The sequence below is a fragment of the Sporofaciens sp. St.21A7 genome (genome assembly GCF_059728535.1).
In genome coordinates this window covers 1,360,706-1,379,375 of the sequence record NZ_BAAGFN010000001.1, presented here as the reverse complement: position 1 = coordinate 1,379,375, position 18,670 = coordinate 1,360,706, and the positions used below count along the sequence as shown (strand labels likewise).

24 protein-coding genes and 1 tRNA gene are annotated in these 18,670 nt (G+C 46.0%); 6 read left to right on the top strand and 19 right to left on the bottom strand.

Features of this window, described 5'->3' with window-relative positions; genetic code table 11:
- Positions 1 to 176: 176 nt before the first annotated feature.
- Positions 177 to 911 (top strand): elongation factor P 5-aminopentanone reductase, encoded by a 735-nt coding sequence (gene ymfI / locus AC6I3O_RS06970; RefSeq protein WP_497850231.1) that lies wholly within the window; start codon positions 177 to 179, stop codon positions 909 to 911.
- Between the two features lie 62 nt (positions 912 to 973).
- Here the strand turns inward: ymfI and AC6I3O_RS06965 are convergent, their stop codons facing one another.
- From AC6I3O_RS06965 to AC6I3O_RS06940, 6 genes are all read right to left on the bottom strand, one after another.
- The gene (locus tag AC6I3O_RS06965; protein ID WP_497850230.1) at positions 974 to 1,729 is read right to left on the bottom strand and encodes an exodeoxyribonuclease III; all 756 of its coding nucleotides are present in this window, start codon (positions 1,727 to 1,729) and stop codon (positions 974 to 976) included.
- Positions 1,730 to 1,775: 46 nt separating this feature from the next.
- Positions 1,776 to 2,510 (bottom strand): tRNA pseudouridine(38-40) synthase TruA, encoded by a 735-nt coding sequence (truA, locus tag AC6I3O_RS06960; protein WP_497850229.1) that lies wholly within the window; start codon positions 2,508 to 2,510, stop codon positions 1,776 to 1,778.
- Between the two features lie 202 nt (positions 2,511 to 2,712).
- A complete protein-coding gene (gene nrdR, locus AC6I3O_RS06955; protein ID WP_497850228.1) occupies positions 2,713 to 3,162 on the bottom strand; it encodes a transcriptional regulator NrdR in 450 nt (149 codons plus the stop codon).
- Between the two features lie 98 nt (positions 3,163 to 3,260).
- The gene (locus tag AC6I3O_RS06950) at positions 3,261 to 5,081 is read right to left on the bottom strand and encodes a sensor histidine kinase (RefSeq protein WP_497850227.1); all 1,821 of its coding nucleotides are present in this window, start codon (positions 5,079 to 5,081) and stop codon (positions 3,261 to 3,263) included.
- Between the two features lie 67 nt (positions 5,082 to 5,148).
- The gene (locus AC6I3O_RS06945; protein WP_497850226.1) at positions 5,149 to 5,826 is read right to left on the bottom strand and encodes a response regulator transcription factor; all 678 of its coding nucleotides are present in this window, start codon (positions 5,824 to 5,826) and stop codon (positions 5,149 to 5,151) included.
- Between the two features lie 244 nt (positions 5,827 to 6,070).
- Positions 6,071 to 6,394 (bottom strand): cupin domain-containing protein, encoded by a 324-nt coding sequence (locus AC6I3O_RS06940; RefSeq protein ID WP_497850225.1) that lies wholly within the window; start codon positions 6,392 to 6,394, stop codon positions 6,071 to 6,073.
- 201 nt (positions 6,395 to 6,595) lie between these two features.
- Between AC6I3O_RS06940 and AC6I3O_RS06935 the strand changes: the two genes are divergently transcribed.
- Positions 6,596 to 7,237, top strand: a complete 642-nt coding sequence (locus tag AC6I3O_RS06935) for a DUF5688 family protein (protein ID WP_497850224.1) — start codon at positions 6,596 to 6,598, stop codon at positions 7,235 to 7,237.
- 18 nt (positions 7,238 to 7,255) lie between these two features.
- Here the strand turns inward: AC6I3O_RS06935 and AC6I3O_RS06930 are convergent, their stop codons facing one another.
- From AC6I3O_RS06930 to AC6I3O_RS06905, 6 genes are all read right to left on the bottom strand, one after another.
- Positions 7,256 to 8,122, bottom strand: coding sequence for an IS3 family transposase (locus AC6I3O_RS06930; protein ID WP_497849287.1), 867 nt, complete (start codon positions 8,120 to 8,122; stop codon positions 7,256 to 7,258).
- Between the two features lie 8 nt (positions 8,123 to 8,130).
- Complete coding sequence (locus tag AC6I3O_RS06925; RefSeq protein WP_497849288.1) at positions 8,131 to 8,409, bottom strand: transposase; 279 nt, start codon at positions 8,407 to 8,409, stop codon at positions 8,131 to 8,133.
- 288 nt (positions 8,410 to 8,697) lie between these two features.
- Positions 8,698 to 9,021: a DUF6618 family protein gene (locus AC6I3O_RS06920; protein WP_302134599.1), complete on the bottom strand. Its 324-nt coding sequence runs from the start codon at positions 9,019 to 9,021 to the stop codon at positions 8,698 to 8,700.
- Between the two features lie 12 nt (positions 9,022 to 9,033).
- Positions 9,034 to 9,840: an ExeA family protein gene (locus tag AC6I3O_RS06915; protein ID WP_497850223.1), complete on the bottom strand. Its 807-nt coding sequence runs from the start codon at positions 9,838 to 9,840 to the stop codon at positions 9,034 to 9,036.
- Positions 9,840 to 11,108 carry a DDE-type integrase/transposase/recombinase gene (locus AC6I3O_RS06910; RefSeq protein WP_497850222.1) on the bottom strand — a complete coding sequence of 423 codons (1,269 nt, stop codon included), beginning with the start codon at positions 11,106 to 11,108 and terminating at the stop codon, positions 9,840 to 9,842. The genes AC6I3O_RS06915 and AC6I3O_RS06910 overlap by 1 nt, the downstream gene beginning before the upstream one ends.
- Before the next feature lie 90 nt (positions 11,109 to 11,198).
- The gene (locus AC6I3O_RS06905) at positions 11,199 to 11,792 is read right to left on the bottom strand and encodes a DUF6431 domain-containing protein (RefSeq protein ID WP_304532924.1); all 594 of its coding nucleotides are present in this window, start codon (positions 11,790 to 11,792) and stop codon (positions 11,199 to 11,201) included.
- Between the two features lie 257 nt (positions 11,793 to 12,049).
- Between AC6I3O_RS06905 and AC6I3O_RS06900 the strand changes: the two genes are divergently transcribed.
- A complete protein-coding gene (locus AC6I3O_RS06900) occupies positions 12,050 to 12,232 on the top strand; it encodes a hypothetical protein (protein ID WP_300891170.1) in 183 nt (60 codons plus the stop codon).
- An 87-nt stretch (positions 12,233 to 12,319) separates the two neighbouring features.
- Complete coding sequence (locus AC6I3O_RS06895; RefSeq protein WP_300891172.1) at positions 12,320 to 13,225, top strand: hypothetical protein; 906 nt, start codon at positions 12,320 to 12,322, stop codon at positions 13,223 to 13,225.
- 616 nt (positions 13,226 to 13,841) lie between these two features.
- On the opposite strand, the gene AC6I3O_RS06890 is transcribed toward AC6I3O_RS06895, so the two are convergent.
- The 7 genes from AC6I3O_RS06890 to AC6I3O_RS06860 form a co-directional block, all read right to left on the bottom strand.
- Entirely contained in the window at positions 13,842 to 14,261 is a 420-nt protein-coding gene (locus tag AC6I3O_RS06890; protein WP_300891173.1) for a PIN domain-containing protein, read from the bottom strand.
- Positions 14,245 to 14,487, bottom strand: coding sequence for a hypothetical protein (locus AC6I3O_RS06885; RefSeq protein WP_300891175.1), 243 nt, complete (start codon positions 14,485 to 14,487; stop codon positions 14,245 to 14,247). The genes AC6I3O_RS06890 and AC6I3O_RS06885 overlap by 17 nt, the downstream gene beginning before the upstream one ends.
- Before the next feature lie 348 nt (positions 14,488 to 14,835).
- On the bottom strand, positions 14,836 to 15,042 hold the full coding sequence (locus AC6I3O_RS06880) for a hypothetical protein (RefSeq protein ID WP_497850221.1): 207 nt from the start codon (positions 15,040 to 15,042) through the stop codon (positions 14,836 to 14,838).
- 287 nt (positions 15,043 to 15,329) lie between these two features.
- On the bottom strand, positions 15,330 to 15,509 hold the full coding sequence (locus tag AC6I3O_RS06875; protein ID WP_300891179.1) for a hypothetical protein: 180 nt from the start codon (positions 15,507 to 15,509) through the stop codon (positions 15,330 to 15,332).
- Between the two features lie 471 nt (positions 15,510 to 15,980).
- Positions 15,981 to 16,157 (bottom strand): hypothetical protein, encoded by a 177-nt coding sequence (locus AC6I3O_RS06870; RefSeq protein ID WP_300891181.1) that lies wholly within the window; start codon positions 16,155 to 16,157, stop codon positions 15,981 to 15,983.
- A gap of 14 nt (positions 16,158 to 16,171) precedes the next feature.
- Positions 16,172 to 16,825: a hypothetical protein gene (locus AC6I3O_RS06865; RefSeq protein ID WP_300891183.1), complete on the bottom strand. Its 654-nt coding sequence runs from the start codon at positions 16,823 to 16,825 to the stop codon at positions 16,172 to 16,174.
- 373 nt (positions 16,826 to 17,198) lie between these two features.
- A tRNA-Pro gene (locus tag AC6I3O_RS06860) sits at positions 17,199 to 17,273 on the bottom strand.
- Positions 17,274 to 17,386: 113 nt separating this feature from the next.
- Between AC6I3O_RS06860 and dapB the strand changes: the two genes are divergently transcribed.
- Both dapB and AC6I3O_RS06850 read left to right on the top strand, forming a co-directional pair.
- A complete protein-coding gene (gene dapB, locus AC6I3O_RS06855; protein WP_497850220.1) occupies positions 17,387 to 18,184 on the top strand; it encodes a 4-hydroxy-tetrahydrodipicolinate reductase in 798 nt (265 codons plus the stop codon).
- A 67-nt stretch (positions 18,185 to 18,251) separates the two neighbouring features.
- Positions 18,252 to 18,566 carry a YbjQ family protein gene (locus AC6I3O_RS06850; protein WP_497850219.1) on the top strand — a complete coding sequence of 105 codons (315 nt, stop codon included), beginning with the start codon at positions 18,252 to 18,254 and terminating at the stop codon, positions 18,564 to 18,566.
- The last annotated feature ends 104 nt before the right edge of the window (positions 18,567 to 18,670 follow it).

Genomic DNA, 18,670 nt, shown 5'->3' with positions numbered 1-18,670 from the left:
GAAGCCCTCTTTCTGTGTGTTAGTTGATTTACATATTATTAAAATAATATGTAAATCATAGCACTTGAGACTTTTATTGACAAGAATTCTGGTGTATAATGGTGGCGCGAAGATGCGATTTAATAGATAATTTATAAACATTTTATAAAGCATTTTATTGGATTGGAGAATTGGGGATGGAATCAAAAAATGTACTGGTTACGGGGGCTTCCCGTGGTATCGGGCGGGCGGCTGCCTTTCGGTTTGCAAAGGGAGGGTATCATGTTTTCCTGAACTGCTGCACTTCGGTGGATGAACTGAATGAGGTGCGGCGGGGAATCGAGGAGGTATATCAGGGTTCTTGCGAGGTGGTCTGCGGGGATGTGGGGAATCCAAAGGATGTTGCGTCCATGTTTGAACAGATTTACCGTTCCTGCGGCTGTCTGGACGTGCTGGTCAATAATGCGGGCATTTCTCATATAGGGCTTTTGATGGATATGGGTGACGATGACTGGCGGAAAGTGATTGATACCAACCTGTCTTCCGTCTTCTACTGCTGCCGCAAGGCGATTCCTCCTATGATATCACGGCAGTCTGGGAAAATCATCAATATTTCCTCCATGTGGGGGACTTCGGGGGCATCCTGCGAAGTGGCTTATTCTGCTTCTAAAGCGGGGGTGAACGGACTTACGAAGGCGCTTGCCAAAGAACTTGCGCCCAGCAATATCCAAGTGAACGCTATTGCCTGCGGGGTGATTGATACCAAGATGAATATGCAGTTATCGGAAGAAGAACGGAAAACATTAGAGAATGAGATTCCGGCAGGAAGATATGGAACGGCAGAGGAGATTGCCCAGGTGGCGTGGGACTTGGCCCATGCGCCCGGGTATCTGACGGGACAGGTGATCGGAGTGGATGGAGGATATCTGTAGGGGGGACAGCGTGTCCCGCTACAGCATATCCTCCAGACAGTCTGCGATTGCCCCACCCCGATTTACGAGTTGATCTCAAGCATGACCGGGCAATGGTCTGACCCCATTACATCCGTCAGGATCTTCGCATCCTTCAGCCTGTCTTTCAGGCATTCTGACACGCAGAAATAATCAATCCGCCACCCTGCATTCTTAGCGCGCGCACTAAAACGGTAAGACCACCAGGAATAGATCCCTTCCACATCCGGATAGAAGTGCCGGAACGTGTCTATAAATCCCGATTCAAGAAGTTCTGTGAACTTCCCCCGCTCCTCATCGGTAAATCCTGCATTCTTATGGTTCGTCTTAGGGTTCTTCAAGTCAATCTCCTTATGGGCCACATTCAAATCCCCACAGAAAATCACAGGCTTTTTCTCTTCCAGCCTTTTCAAGTACGCCAGAAACGCCGACTCCCACTCCATCCGGTAGGGAAGCCTTGCCAGCTCGTTCTGGGAATTCGGCGTGTATACCGTGATAAAATAGTAATCCTCAAATTCCAGCGTAATCACGCGCCCTTCCTGGTCATGCTCTGCAATCCCGATTCCGTTAGAAACAGATATAGGCTCTTTCTTCGTAAAGACTGCCGTCCCTGAATAGCCTTTCCGCTGGGCGTAATTCCAATACTGATGATAGCCCGGCGTCTCAAGGGCAAGCTGTCCTTCCTGCATCTTCGTTTCCTGAATACAGAAAACATCTGCGTCCGCCTCCTGAAAAAAATCCATGAATCCCTTCTGCACACACGCGCGGATTCCATTTACATTCCATGATATAAATTTCATCGTTGAAACTCCTCCATGATTCCCGTATTATGCCGATGGCATTCTACTAATAATATACTTTCCGCAGGAACAATCCCCTTGCCGGCGCAAGGAATCCTGCAAGGCTTCGATCCTCCGCCGCTATCACCACCGGCAGCTTTGAGGCGTCCCGCTTGCCCGTCCCAATCTCTAATAACGTCCCGGTCAGAATCCGTACCATATGATATAGGAAACCTGTGCCGTAATAGGTAATCCTGACCTTCTCTCCATTGCTTACAATCTTGATATTCGTGATACGCCGGATGGAATCCTTACATTCCTTGTCATCGGTGAAGCTTATGAAGTTCTTAGGGCCGATTAGATACTTGGTGGCATCGCGCATCGCCTCAATATCCAGTTTCTCCGGATAATGGTAGCAGTATCTCCGGGAAAATACGTCCGGCTTCTCCCGGCAGTCGATATAATACTCGTATTTCTTACCCTTCGCGCTCTTGCGGGCATGGAAACTGTTCCTTACTAGCTCCACCTTCACCACACGGATATCTTCCGGAAGATACCGGTTCAAAGACTCTTTGAATTCATTGGTATCGTAAAGTTTCGACAGCTTCACGCTAACCACCTGCCCGCGGGCATGGACTCCTGCGTCCGTCCGCCCGGAACCGTCTACCTGGACCCGGTAGCCTACTAATTTGCCGATGCTCCACTCCATGACGAACTGGATGGTATTGTCCGTCGTGACCTGGCGCTGCCATCCCTGATATCTGCTGCCATCGTAAGCGATGGTCAATTTGTATGTTCTCATTTATCTCACCCAATCTATCGTATATTCACAATCTTAATTCCGACGGTTGCCTATGCATCCCGATACCAGACATGTGTAGGATGCCGCGCTATAAAAAGGAAGAAGCAAACGATTCCTGCTTTGCTTCTTCCCTATTCTACCACTTAATTCACGTCATAGCAAATATCTTCTCTATCAAATATCTTCCAATTTTTCTATAAGGCTACTTCAATATCTTTTTCAGCTCGTCCATAAATGTGTTCACGTCTTTGAATTCCCGATAAACCGACGCAAATCTCACGTATGCAACCTCGTCCAGATTCTTCAATTCCTCCATGACAATCTCCCCTACCCGGCTGCTGGGAATCTCCTTCGCCTCCAGGCTGAATACCTTCGTCTCTATCCTGTCGATGGTGCGCTGGATATCCACTGCAGATACCGGCCGCTTATAGCATGCCCGCAGGATTCCGTTCTCGATCTTGCCCCGGTTATACTGTTCTCGGTTGTTGTCTTTTTTGATAATGATTAAGGGAATTGTCTCGACCTTCTCGTAGGTCGTAAAACGCTTGCCGCAGGCGTCGCAGGAACGGCGGCGGCGGATGGAATTGCCATCTTCCGCGGGCCTGGAGTCGATTACTCTGGTATCTAACTGGTTACAATACGGACACTTCATCTTGTGCTGTTTTCCTTTCTCTTCGTAAGCATAGTATACAACGCGGGAATGCAGGAAGTCAAACTGTATTTTGATTATCGTCCGCATTAAGGTAATTTTTATTTTAAATGTTTCACCGTAACCCGAATCCCCTCCTCTGTATTCTCAATCATCACTCCCATTCCATGAAGCCCTAAAATCTTCTTCACCAGAAACAGCCCAATCCCCATATGCTTCTCCTTCTTCCCCCGGCTTTTATTCCCGGTATAGAACAAATCAAAGGCATGCAGAAGCTGTTCCTCTTCCATGGTTTTCCCGGTATTCTCAATCACGCACTTCCCCGCTTCTGTCCTGACCAGTATCCTGCCATCAGGCACATTATACTCCACGGCATTAGAAATCAGATTCCAAACTGCCTTCCCAAGATATTCCCGGTCGCCCTCCACCAGGAAATCTGCGTCTTCCTGATATTGCACCTGAATATTCTTCTCGTCAATCATCGGCTCAAACTTCTTCATTTCCTCCCGAATCAGTTCCCCAAATGACACTGTTTCTTTTTTCAGCGCCAGTTCCTCGGAATCGTCCAGTTTCGATATCTCTATCATTTCCCTCACCAGAGAATCCATCTCCTCCGTCTGTCCGATAATCTGGGTGAGATAATAGTCCCTCTTTTCCTCCATATTATGCTCTATCAGATTCTCCGCAAAATTCCGGATAATGCCAAGAGGCGTTTTCAGCTCGTGCGCCATGGCGTTGGTGATATCCCGCCGCGTTTCCTCCAACGCCATCTGCCGTGCATAGGTCTGCTCAAATGTATGGCTGACCACAAACACACATAGGACAGTCAAGAGCAGTCCCGCCAGATAGAGGTATTTCATATATTCAAATGCATCGCTCCAGGGCCTTTCTTCCATGCGGATTTCCATATAGACATAAGGGTCGTCTACAAATTCCACTTTCAGCTTATACTTACATCGGAAAAGCAGTCCCTCTCTTTCACTGTAGATACTGGGATATTCTGCTTCTGCTGCTTCTGCTGTTTCCGCTTCTCCAAAAAACTCTCCCGGATTCGGGAAACTATGGAGATATTTACTGCTGCTCCATCTGTGCCATCTCTCATAAGAAGTGATGTAGGGAAATACAAGGCCTGCATCCTGAACTTCTCCATTTTTCCGCTCCTCTTTGCTAATATCCGGATTCGCCCACTCCCACAGGATTTTGCTGTCTGTGACATGAAAAATCCGCTCGGTGCCATACTCTTTTCCCGTGGCATAATCCACCATCAGACCGACGCTTGCATGTGTAACCATCTCCCCTGTAAGCGGATTTTTATACTGCTTTTCATTCGCCTCCTCTCCTTCCTCCCACGTAAGTTCCTGGACGAAAATATCATACAATTCCTTTCCATCCGAAGATATGCGGATTAGGAATCTATATTTTCCCGGCAGCGTATAGTTTTCCGTAGACTGTCTTTCCTTCCAGCAATGTTCCGCCAGTTCTTCTTTTTGCTTAAATGTGAGATAATCATCCAGATTGAAAGGGCCAACGTTGATTCCGGCGGTATCCGCCATATACATCATATCGCCGATTGCATCATAGCTATTTGCCAGCAAATTCTGCTCCTTGTCATAAACGGCGACTGCAATATTCAGTTGGGGGTTCGTCGTACTCCAGAAATATTCATTTACCAGACAACGATAATATTCCCGCCGCTTGTCCTCTCCAGAAAATTCTTCAGACTCTGCCATAGAATCCTCCTGGTCCGTCGCTTTTCTGTGGATGGATGTCGCAACTTGCTCAAACGTACGGATATAGTCCTCCTCAAACTTTTGTTTCACCAGCAGCGTTGCCAGCCCCATCGTCGCCAGATACAGGGTAAGAAAAACGGCGGCTGCCGGTTTCCAGAATCTTTTCTTTTTTTTATTCCGTATTCCATTCATCGTACCACCTCCGATTTATGCGCCAGTCAACCAGATTACAGGTAAACCGGCGTCACATTACGCCTCATTACGGATTGCCATTTTCCGTGGATAAACGATATCCGAACTTCCGCACAGTCTCTATGGTACATCCGCAGGAACCGATTGCCTTGCGCAGCTTTTTGATATGATTGTCCACTACCCGCTCATTTCCGTCAAAATCATATCCCCAGAAGCGAATCAAAAGCTGCTCCCGGCTGTAGACCCTCCCCGGATTCTGCATTAGGAACAAAAGCATCTCATATTCTTTGGGCGGCAGGGGAATGATTTCCCCGCCTTTTTGGACACTTCGGCTCCGGATATCTGCTTTCAGGCCGCCAAGCTCCACGAAAGCGTTGATTCCCTGAACTCTCCCAGTAAGCGCCATTGCCTTGGCATACAATACGGGGAGTGAAAACGGTTTCGTCACATAATCGTCCGCCCCAAGCGCATAGCCGTTAAGCATATCCTCTTCCATCACCCGTGCCGTGATAAAAATGACCGGGACGTCACAGTCTTTGCGAATCCGTCGGCACACGTCAAAGCCATTGACGCCCGGTATCATAACATCCAGCAGAATCAAGTGGTAACTTTGGGTTTCCAAACGCTCCAATGCCTGTATCCCGTCTTCCGCTTCCTCCACACTCCATCCCTTGCCTGTAAAATAGTCCGCTGCAGCCTCTGCAAGCAGAGCGTCGTCCTCCACAATCAGTAATCTTAGTTCCATATATATTCTCCATATTTCGCCAGTTCTTGTATCTTTTACAGATATCTACGTTCTCCACATTCCGTCAATCCGTGTATCGTTTACAGAAAATGTCCGGACAATTTTTCTGTATGGTGATACCATATCATATGAATATATCTTTTCTGTATCCTTTTGTACCCTTTTGCAAATAATTAGCATGGAAATAGGCTGCCCTGAATAAAATTTTATTTTCAGGGCAGCCTATTTCCAAATCTTGTTATATTTAAAATGAAACCGTAAGCTGCATCTTGAACCGTTCCTCCCCAAATACCGCATGAGGAACGTCTTTCGGCATAATTAATGTCTCCCCTTCTTCAAGAATAAATACCTCTCCCCCAACGGTAAACTTGCCCTTGCCCTCCAGCACCGTGACCATAGCATCTCCGCCGGACGCATGGGTGGAAATCTCCTCTCCTTTGTCGAATGAGAAAATCGTCATGCTGACGGAGGCATTCTGCACCAGCGTCCTGCTCACTACCTGCCCTGCCTGATAATCCACCAAATCTTTTAATTTCATGCTCTTCTGTTTTTCAATATTCTTATACATCTCAATTCCTCCTAAATGCTTAATACTGACATCACAAGATGCCCGGATGGTTATGATAATTAGTATAACACAGGGATTCCGTTTTACAACGAAATAAACTATAAAAATGGTAAATATCAAATCAAAAAGAGGTGTTTTAAAAAACCTTCGGTCGGGTGGAAAACTGAAAATAAAACCTATATCACAGAAAGGAATATCAAGATGAAAAAATTAATGGCTTTAAAAGAATTTTCAGAATGCGTACGTAAAGGCGTGAAAGCCGGACTTCCTCACGAGCTGGAAAAGGCGAAGGTAAATATCAAATATGAAAAGGACGGGCATGCACAAATACAGATTAACCGTCCATGTTCCAACACGACAATACGTTACACATTAACCCTCGACTACCGGGAATACCTGTCTGGAAAATGTACGCCGGAATGTGTGATCGCGAATATCCTGAATAGCCGGATTCTTTACTATGTACCGGAAGACTTCTGCAGCATTGACGTTTCCGACTTCGAGTATCTCAAGAAACGGATTGTCAGCCGGCTCATCAGCAGTAAGCCCCAATACATAGAACGGATGAGGAACCGTCCCATAAAGTGTTTCAAGGATATGCCCCTGGCTATGGTCTGGGAGTTTCACAGCACGGATTTGTGCCACAGCAAAGACAGGATAGCGCGGATGCCCGTAACAATGGACATGGTAAATGATTGGGGGATATCCGTAGACGAATTGGAGAGGATTGCACAGAATAATAACCCCTTATTGCGCCCTGCACAAATCAGGTACATGGGCGAAATCCTCAGTGGAAATAGATATGGATGTGAAAGGCAAAGTGGATCTATGTCAATACTTTAGACAAAAAAAGTTGAAAGGTTATGCTGCTGTTTTAAGTTCTTCATCCTCCTTTTGTTGTGGTGTCATATAACCAATAGCACTGTGTATTCTTTTACGGTTATACCAGCCCTCTATGTATTCAAAGATTGCTCTGCGGGCTTCCGTTGAATCCTGATAGTCATGGAGATAGATTTCTTCCTTTTTCAGCACGGAATGGAATGACTCAATACAGGCATTGTCATATGGATTCCCCTTACGGCTGAAAGAATGCAGGATTCCCCTGCTGGCCAAGTAGTTTTCAAATTCCCGACCCGTGTACTGACTCCCAAGGTCGCTGTGCAGGATAATCCCCTCTGTATCCGCGACATTCAGGCACGCATTCTTTACTGCCTGGACTGCCAGTTCCGCCGTCATAGATGTTCCATAGGCATACCCGATGATCTTGCGGCTGCATAGGTCCATAACAGACGCCAGATAAGTCCATCCTTCTTTCTGCACATGGATGTAAGTAATGTCCGTACACCATTTTTGGTTAATGGTCTCCGTTTCAAAATCACGCTGCAAAATATTTACCTTATCATCTGGGACGCTGCCATGATTGGCACGGTGGTTGTACTTCTTTACTACAACAGAGCGCAGCCCCTGCTCTGCCATATGCCTCTGCACCCGCTTGACGCTGCAGGATGTACCGTTATCATTCAGTATGCGGCATATTTTGACAGCTCCATATCTCTGTTTTGAGTCCTCATATGCCTGTTTCACTTTCCGGCCGAATTCTTCATACTCTTTTTGCTTATTTGAAGGCACACGGACCAGAGCCTTGTAATAGGTGCCCCTTGGGAATTTCAAGGCGCTGCAAAGCTGGGACACAGAGTAATCAGCCAGGTTGTTCTGGATAAAAGCCACAATTTCGGCTATTGTTCTTTTGCGAATATGGCGGTCGCTTTTTTTAATATTTCATTCTCGATCTTAAGGCGCTGGTTCTCTTTCTGGAGAGCCTTATACTCCCTGAGGGTAACCGTTTCCTCCCCCGATACTTTGATTGGGGAAAGCTGCTTTACCCACCCGCTGATAGTACTCCGATTTACGCCATATTCACGCTCCAGTTTTGGATACGAGGTTCCTCCGGCATTGTACAGATCCACGATCTGCTGTTTAAATTCCAGAGTGTAAGATTTTTGGTTTTTCGCCATGCCCTTCATCTCCTTTGCTCTTTCACTTGATAGTATAGATTGTTCAACTTTTCCTGTCCACTCTTATATACTAACACCAAAGCGATGCCGTTATTATTGTCGGACGGCAAATTGAGGGAGACGCAAACAGCGAATTATTTTTCCGACATTTATCCTATTGACTGCGCAGTGCTGTCTGCAAATGCACAATCCTGTCAAAAATGCTGCACGTTGTTGTCGGTATTGTTTTGCGCCTGAAATGCAAAAGGCCATGGATCCCTCATGAGACACATGGCCCATATGAAAAATTTAGTTTTTCCCCTGCCTGTCGGCCAGAACAGGAAGATGAACCAGGCCGGTGGCGACAGTCACCGCATCCACCTTCCGCATCAGGGAGCCGATCCTTTCTTCATTCCAAAAGATATCGGAGAAATCGGAGAGCTCGCACCCTACATCATGGTTAGGGATGCACAGGTAGTTCCCATATTTATGCCGTCCGGCGAGGATGTGGAAGTAAGTCCCCCGCCCATTGATCTCAGCTTCATACCATCCGTTCCCCGTGCTCAGCAGGATGATCTGCCCCGTCCAGGTCTCCTTGCGGGAACCGCTTTTCAGGATACAGGTATAATTCATGTTCCATTCCTCCTATCCGAGATTCTGGCTGCTGACAGAAGCCAGGATGACATCCGTATCGATCACTTTCTTGTCCATCTGTGCCCCCAGAGTCAGCGCGTCGGTCATCAGGTTGTCCACCAGGCGGGGGCTCCCCTGGGAGTGACTGTGGACGGCAGAAAGCGCTGCCTGGTCGATGATGGAGGCTGCGCCTCCGGCACAGGCGATCTTGTGGAGGATATACTGCGCCACTTCCGAGTCTGAGAGACCGGAAAAGTTGTAGTGTACGGTGATGCGCTGGCGCAGGGCCTCATGGACGGGCTTTTTCAGGGTGCTGTTCAGGTGGGGCTCCCCACAGAGGATGAGCGTGAAGCAGTTCAGGGAGTCATACCCGTAGTTCATGAGCATCTTGATATCCTCCAGGATGCCGGTGGAGAGGTATTGTGCCTCATCGACTGCCAGGAGGAGGGGCTGCTTCTTGTCCTTGTAGAGGTAGAGTATCTGCTCCTGTACGGCGCGGAACATCCCAGGCTTGCCGCCCCTTGGCTCTACCCCCAGGACAGAGCAGAGCTGGCGGTAGAACTCCATGACGCTGACCGTGGAGAGGCAGATGTACTCCATATGGTAGAGGTTGGGGTTGAGGCACTTTGCGAAGCAGCGCAGTGCGAAGGACTTGCCCATGCCGGGGCGTGCGGTGAACAGCCCGATTCCCCTTGTGTCCTTGAGGTAGTCCAGCCGGGACGTCATTTCCGAGATGTCCTTTGAGAGGAACCGGTCCTTTTCTCTTGCGTTCTGTTTGTCAAAGGGATTGAAGGAAAGCCCATAGTAGGAACGGAACATCAGCTCTCACCCCCGATCCTTGAATAATCGATGGACGGCGTGTTATTGCGTTTCGTCCTGCAGTTCTCGTTTTTATCCGTAGGCCGGATGGGATAATGTTCCCCCTCATAAAGGATGAAGGCACTGGACATGTCGTCTGGCAGGAAGCGGATCTCCACTTTTGAAGAAATGAACTGCATGGGAACGTCATAGGACACCTTGTCGATGGAGACGGTAGAGTCCTTGTTCACCTTCCTGGTGATGCGGTTCAGGAAACATTCCTCCAGCCACTCCCTGGACTTAGGGTTCCGGATGGAGGAGCGTGTCTGCTGGTAGCGGTCCATGGGCGTTGTGCCGATGCCGGAATGGACAGATGTGTTGTAGGTGCGCATATAGTCCTTAAGCAGCCTGTTGAACTGTGCCAGCGTGGTGATGGAATCCAGATCCAGCGTATAGAGCCAAGTCTCCTTGAGCGTTCTGAACTGGCGTTCTATTTTGGCTTTGGAAGCACCATCACGAATTTTTGTGTGTAAAAGTACGGTGCCGATGGAGCCGCAGATGAGGGAAAGCTGCTCATTCGAGTAACTGCAGCCATTATCGACATAGAGCTTCGCCGGGATTCCATGGGCTGCCACAGCGTCCTTGAACACCTTCTGGAAGTTATAGGCATTATCGTTATAGAAGAGGCCGCCGCCCACCAGAAACCGGGAATAGTCATCAATAATCATGATGCAGTAGACTCTCCTGCGCTGGCCGTGCTCCGTGATATAAGGCAGGTAACAGGTATCTGCCTGCCACATCTTCCCAAAGGCGTCTTCTTCAAACGCCTTCCTGTCCCGCATGCCTGGGTTGCGTGCTGATTTCAGGTCATGTTTCTTCACGAAGCGCTGGACGGCGCAGACGCTGACTGTGGCAGGGATGAAGGCTTCTTCAACGAGGTGCCGGTGGATCTGGGTGGAGTTCAGCCGTGGGAAGGCTTCCTTGAGGCGGTAGATCTCCTCGATGGCCGTGTCCGGGAGCACCCGGGTGGAGCCCTTATCGGAACGCTCCTGCGGCATGAGGGCGTCGATGCCACCGTTCTGGTAGAGGGACACCCATTTGCTGAGGGTCTTTGGGCTGTACTGGAATACCGAGCCGTCAGGCAGGGTGAGCGGTTTTTCGGTGATACGCAGGTAGTAAGCGTTCCTGGACGCATCCGGATAAAGGCCATGGATGACCGGCGCTATGAGAGCAAGGCGGAACTGTGCCATGGCGGCTGCGTCCGAAAGTTTTTTTGGATTGTTGTCCATAAAAATGTCCTCCTTAGGTGGTTTTCCACCATTATGCAGGAGAGAAGGGAGGGAAGCCATACCCGTGGCGTGTGGCCGACGGAAAAAGGGTCAGGGGCCGAACACCTGCTGGCAGTAAAGTGTCGGGTTTTTATGGGACTGGAGGAAAGACTTTGTAAAACGGCGGACAAAGGCGGAGGCGAAATCCGAATAAGCCGGCTGCGTGAGCAGGGACTTCAGGAAGGAAAGGCCGGAAACCTCCATGGAGGAAAGCACGCCGAGCCAAACTTCCTTCTGCACCCGAAAGAGCTGCAGCCACCGGCGCAGCTGGGAAAGGGTGATGCCGAAGCGTTCGCATAGCCTTTCCACAGTGGAAAGGCGCAGGAAATACTCTGCCAGGACACGTAGAAGGAAGAACAGGCCGTAGCCGGAGTAGGGAATGATGAAGTCCGGGAGGATGGCATGGGTATGGCCACAGGTACAGATAAGGCGCATGATGCAGAGGCTGTGGCGGACCTGGGTGCCGCCTATAAAGTCCACCAGGGAGCGGTCATAGTAGGCATGGATGCGGCAGGATCCCTTTACCCCACAGCAGGGACAGGTCTGCAGTTCCGAACGGAATCCGGCCATAAAGGAATCGAACAGGATCTTTGATGAACTTTTTATACGAACCAGCTTGCAAAACAGGGAATTTTCTCTTATCATAATATATGTCGGTGGTGCTGGAGCCTCATGAGCGGGACATGATCCCGTATATGGCAGGCACACTGGTATGTGAGAGAAAGAACGAACTGTGGAAGGTGCTGTTCTTTCTCTTTTTTTTGTTCCATAAAAACTATATCGGAATGACATGGGATGGTCAAGAGGAAAACGTGCCGCCTCCTGTAGCACACTTTTATAGACAGTGTTTAAAAACTGAGATTATAATTTGACGTTTTTGTGCGGGAGATAGGAACTTTAATTTGCTGGGCTACATTATAACGAACCCGGCGCTCCAAGACGGCGCGGTTGCTGCCACCTATCCCGGTGTACGGGAAACCCTGACAGGCATGCTGGGAGATGACGTGTATATCATTCCTTCCTCTGTCCAAATAGAGCAATCGGATTTAGTTAAGAAAGGAGTGCGTGGCCATGGAGAAGAATGAAACGTATGTAGGAAAGACTTAAATCTGTCTTTCCTGCTACATACTGACAAGAGCAACATAGATGATAGGATAAGGAGGGAATCTATCATGAAAAAGAGAATGACATTGCTTACCGTAACCCTGATGATGATTGCATGCTTAACCGCTTGCGGCGAATCCGAGGAAAGCATAAAAGAGACCATCGGCAAGATGGACACCGTGAAGGTGGACACCATTGCGAAAGGAAACGAAGACAAACTGGACGAGATTTTAAAAGACCAGGAGTCTGAGAAAAAGGACGAAGATGCAAAGGACGAGGATAAGACCGAAGAAAAGAAAGACGAAGACAAGACCGAAGACAAGTCTGAAAACAAGTCTGAGGATAAGAAGCCGGAATCCAACAAGACCGATTCCGACAAGAAACCTTCTACTTCTACGGATACGAAAAAACCTTCTACTTCCGACGACAAGAAGCCGTCCGCACCGTCCAAGCAGCCGTCTACGTCCAATGACAAGAAGCCGAGCCAGCCGACGACGAACAATAACACCGCAAAGCCGGAAGCTCCGAAGGGATGCAGCCATAACTGGAAAGCGAACTATAAGACCGTAACCACAAAGGCAGCATGGGATGAGACCGTTACGGTCAAAGCAGCATGGTCAGAGCAGGTACTGGTGAAAGCGGCATGGTCAGAACAGGTATGTGTAAGAGAAGCACAGACCATTACTACAAGCTACAGCTTATGCTCATGCGGACACGCCATGTATTCTGATGCAGAAGTCCAGGCACACACGATTTGGAAACTCCAGAATCCAGATGCAGCAGCAGCTTGCGCTGGTGGACGTGACTGTAAGACAAAAACGGAAACAATTCCAGCCGAATATACAACGGTAAACCATCCGGCAGAATACAAGACGGTGAACCATCCGGCAGAGACCAAAACCGTACACCATCCGGCAGAGACCAATCAGGAACTGGTGAACCATACCTGTACGAAATGCGGGGCTGTGAAGTAAAGACAGATAACAAGAATAAAGCGATGTCCATCACGGATATCGCTTTTTTTTAACAAATCAGAAAACCAAACCTTAAAAAAATACATGAGAATAAGTTTGTTGAAGATGTGGGTCGTCTTTCCAAAGTATCCCATAAACTGTCTGGTCAAATACTTCATATAATTATTGAAATATTCGCTTCTGTGATTGTCGGTAAACTGGTTCGCATCCATCAGGAAATCTAATGTGTAATCTCTGATTTTTTGACAGAAGTACAGAAGCCTGCGTACCTATCAAAATCTGCATCCTGCTATCTACATCGGTAGCTGCTTTTCTCACTGGTCCAAAATTGATTATATGAATCTCGTTCACTTTGCGCCCCCCCTGGTGCTCCAAACATCTTGCCGCATTGAAAAAGAGGCGTTTCCTCCAATTTAGGAATCACACCTCTTGCTCAGTCGGGGTAACAGGATTCGAACCCCTTGGCCTGTTTCAAAGGCCTTGCTAATCCCCTGTTTGAACAAGGGGATTGATATCGCCACACGACTTTTCAAGGGTTCTTTTCTTTTGCAGTCGTCGATTCGTCGCCGCAAAATCCTCGTAATCCTTACCCTGTCAGTCCTGTCTACTCATTATACTATATGTCTTGAAATTTTTGCAAAACCTGTTCCGGACTCCATACTTTCATATCTGCCCTTTTATAGTCTTTTGGATTCCGTGTAACAATTCCATCCATCTCATTCAACAATGCAACGGCATACTGAACAGAATCTTCAAAATCATTCCACGCCAATTCCAAAGCTTCTTCTATCTCTTTCTCTGAAACTGCTGCAATCGACACAATGCCCATAAGTTTTTTCAATAATTGTCTAACTAATCCTTTATCTTTCAAATATTTGTAGGCAATATAATATATATCCGTTACCGCAGCAGCAGACACATATTCCTGCACATTATCATACTGGACCAATTCCAGTACTTCTACCGCCTTGTAATAAAATGGTTCTCTTTTCAAAAGGACATCTAACAAAATATTCGTATCAATCAGTAATTTCATACTTCCTTAACCTTTCGTCCCGTAATTCAGACAATGTTTTATTTGTATATGGAATTGCGCCAACTAACGACTGAACGATATCTTTCACATTCTCTTTTTTTTCTACAGATTCTTTTTCTTCTGTTGGAAGGATAATAACCTCTAATTTCTGATTTTTAAAATTATCCGGTAATTTCATAATCGTCATCAAACTACTTGCATCAACATATTTTCTTACAACTTCCATATGAATTTCCTCCTGTATCGCTGATTATTGTATCATTACTTTTTTCTAAATACAATATACTCGTATTCATTTAACAGTATCTATCTATTCCACATTTTATATTGTATACCATCAACCATCTTCAAAATCACTCTCGTTTGATAAAGCAGACATTCCAAAACCGTCGCCGTCCATTAATTTCCGAATTATCATATACTGGATTTCCTTCAATAAACACTCCTCGTACACTATCATATGGTCTTAAATTATATTCCCGATTATACTGATGGATTCGTTCAATCACAGCACAATCCAATTCCCTTAATAGAACAATCCAATCATTAAATTCGGCAGATTGCTGTACATCTCTTATTCCTTCTGCATAGTATATGCCCTGCTATACCGATATCTTTCCGAAAATTCTCCATCTTCCTGCAGAATGCCAGCCCCCTCCAAGCTTATCCTTGATCTCTCGATCGCCTCTTTGTCAGGCATAGAATTCAATTTCTTCAAATATTCTTCCATTCCCTTAACATAGGCAACTCTCTCATACTCGACCTGTTCAATCGTTGGCATATAATCGACCTCCTTGCCTTGGACTGTCAACCCGTCATTTTCAACAATCTTTCCTGTTCCTCTTTTGCCCACTCTATAGCTTTCAACTATTCCTCTAACCGTTCACTTAAGATAGCGTGTTCCGACATAAAGAATCCCCTTCCTATCAAATTGACCCTGTTACTGCTTACTCATCTTTAGAATACCCCTTCAAACCACTTAGGTACTTGCCGATAGATTGGGTAATGTCTGATATAAAGTCGATTTTCCTGCACCATTCACTCCTGCTATCAAGACATATTTTTTCACTAAAACAGCTTCCTTTCTATTACCTGCCTTTGCTTTCTTTGTAGCAAAAAATTACCTACCATTTCATAAAAATCTCTTTGTTCTTCTGTTTCAGCCTCCAAAACAAGCTGCAATGTATCTTCTGGTTGAAGAAATTTTATTTCCTCATATTTTTTTTCAAATTTTTTTACATCACACATACAATCACCTCTAAATATATCTGTTACTGTTATACAATACTAATATTACTTTTTATAGGTGTTTTTTTAATCTAAAAAGAGGCGTTTCTACCAATTCAGAAATCACGCCTCTTGCTCAGTCGGGGTAACAGGATTCGAACACCTCGGCTTGTTTCAAATACCTTGCAAATCGCCCGTTTGCGCAAGGAGATTGACGTTGCTTCACTTCTTTTCAAGGGTTCTTTTCTTTTTCAGTCGCCGATTCGTCGCCGTAATTTCTTCGGAATCTTTAGACTGTCCGTCCCGACTTTCCATCCTAATTCTAATTATTAACTACAATCTCCGTTTTGTCAAATGTTTTCTCCAATCTCTCCATATCTACAATGGTTTTCCGCATTAGTGGGTGTTGGTAACGCTTGGTACTCTGGATTCGTGCAATCTGCAGCTTTGGTTATCTCAACAGGTAAAACGGTCTCCATAATCCTTAACCTGTCATTTACTCTGACTTTTCTTTTTCTGATTTAAAATAAACGGTGTCATTTTCTCCATAAGTTCCTTCGACAAACGTTCTCCCTTTTTTTTCAATAGCCTTTCCTGTTCCGCTTTTGCCCACTCTATAGCTTTCAATTGTTCCTCTAACCGTTCACTTAAGATAGCATGTTCCTCCATGAATAATCTCCTTTCTATCGGTTGTCGTAATCTATACCTACTCTATAACAATTTTTCAAAAAATTATCTGTTGCTTTTTGTAAACCTTTAAGATTTTTTGCTTTATTACTCAAATTAACTGATTCGTTAAATAATTTTACAGCCATTTCATAAGAATACCTTCTCCCTTTTACAAGATATGATACACTTCCTAAATTAGTAATAACCACTAGCATCTTAAGACTTGCATATTGTAATAGAAACTTTATATCTGAAAGCGAAAAATCAGATAATGACGGGTGGTTATGCAACACAATAACAATACAATCTCTGGCAGACGACATCAAGTGATATGCAACTGTACTACTTAATGGGTCAACCTCGTGTTCCCCACCTAATGCCACTCCTATATACTCCTCTTCGTTTTGAATACATTCAGTACTGTCCATACTATAGGTGAGTGCCACTTCATTAGAATTATTTTCTGTTTTTGAAATCCATAATACATTCTTTGCTAACTCTTGAATGATACTATACTCACTTTCCGGAATATTCTTATATTGTACTCTTGGTACTTTTCTAATGGCTTCGTCTGTAATCATTACTTTATGGTTTCTTTTTTTTGCCATTTCCAACTCTCTTACTTTACGTCTATTACCATATTTTCCCAAGAAATCCCGCCCTTTCATAAAAATCTCTACTATAATGCTATCTATCCGTAAACACACCATCTTCCTTAAAGATACTAACTTTATTATACAATATTAATATAACTTTTTACATACATTTTTTTCCTAATGATTTATGCTATTTTTATGCATATCTACTTCGTAATGATACAGAATCACTATATCAATTCACAACTGTACAATCATCCACTTTTCCGCCTGAAGGGCAATCATTCCAAAACCGTCGCCATATAGGGGGGCGCAGACGTCGCCGTCCATCGTCATTCAATGTTTTTTTCGTACTTAGATGTACGAACCATTCTTCCCGCCAGATACCTTTCTGCATTGAAAAAGAGGCGTTTCCTCCAATTCAAGGAACACGCCTCTTATTAAGTCGGGGTAACAGGATTCGAACCTGCGACCTCACGGCCCCCAGCCGTGCGCTCTAACCAAACTGAGCCATACCCCGATATTGTTATTTTACCGAATATCTCCCAATAATGCAAGCATTATTTTCAATTCTGTGTTAAAATATAAGAAATTATATACATGTACCAAAGAAACACGAAAGGAGTTCAACGAATGAAAGTAATCGTAATCGGTCCACGGGGCAAGATGGGACGGCTGATAACAATGGCCGCGGCATCCCGTGACGACATGGAATTAATCGCCGGCATCGCACCCAAGGGACGCAGCTACCTCGGACAAGATCTCGGTACCGTTGCCATGACAGGTTCCATCCTTGGCGTTCCGGTAACGGACGATTTAGCAAGCGTTATCGACTTTTGCGACGTTATCATTGATTTTTCCACAAAGGAAACGGCGATGGAAGTTTTGAATCTCGCTGTCGCCCACAAAAAAGCTCTGGTATGCGGAACTACCGGATTTGGTTCAGAGGAAATGCAGAGATTCCAAGAAGCCGCTAAAGAAATTCCTATGCTCTACGCCGCCAATACTTCCAAGCTGGTCAACGTTATGAACAAGCTGTTGGAACTGGTCGCTTCGACTCTGAAAGACGAAATCGACATTGAGATTCTGGAAATGCATGACCAGTGGAAAAAGGACGCTCCCAGCGGAACCTCGAAAGAAATGGGTGAAATCATGGCGCATGCCCTTGGAAAAGAGCTGGATGAGATTGCAGTCTACGGGCGGGAAGGAGCCGCGCCGCGAAAACCCGGAACCATTGGATACCATTCCCTGCGGGCGGGAAACATCCCAAGCAGCCACACGGTTTTCTTCGGCGGTATGGGAGAACGTCTGGAAATCACCCACCATTCTTACAACTGGGAATGTTTTGCAAGAGGCGCTTGTGACTGTGCAGCATTCCTTGCAGATAAGGCTCCGGGATTCTATACCATTAAGGATGTCCTTTCTCTCTGACCTGGCATAGCCACCAACCGATACAAATTCTTTAAAACTAAGTCTACAATAAACAGGAGGAAATAAAATGTTATTAGTCAATACAGATTACATCACAGGGAAAAATTTCGAGATGATTGGTATGGTACGCGGCACGATGATTCAATCCGTACATTTAGGAAAAGATATTATGAACAGTTTCCGTACCTTGGTAGGCGGAGAGCTGACTTCCTACACAGAGATGATGAATGAGGCGAGGGCTGTCGCGACAAAACGGATGGCGGAGGACGCACAGGCGATGGGCGCCGACGCGGTAGTCAATATCCGCTATGCCTCCAGTTCCATCGTGCAAGGCGCAGCCGAGGTTCTTTGCTATGGAACAGCAGTGAAATTTATCGATTAACTCATCTGGCCTATCCGTTCATAGATGCCGAAAAAGCGGTTTTCCTGCCATATATACCAAAGAGCTTTAAAGCCTTGCTATACATGGCAGAAAGCCGCTTTTAC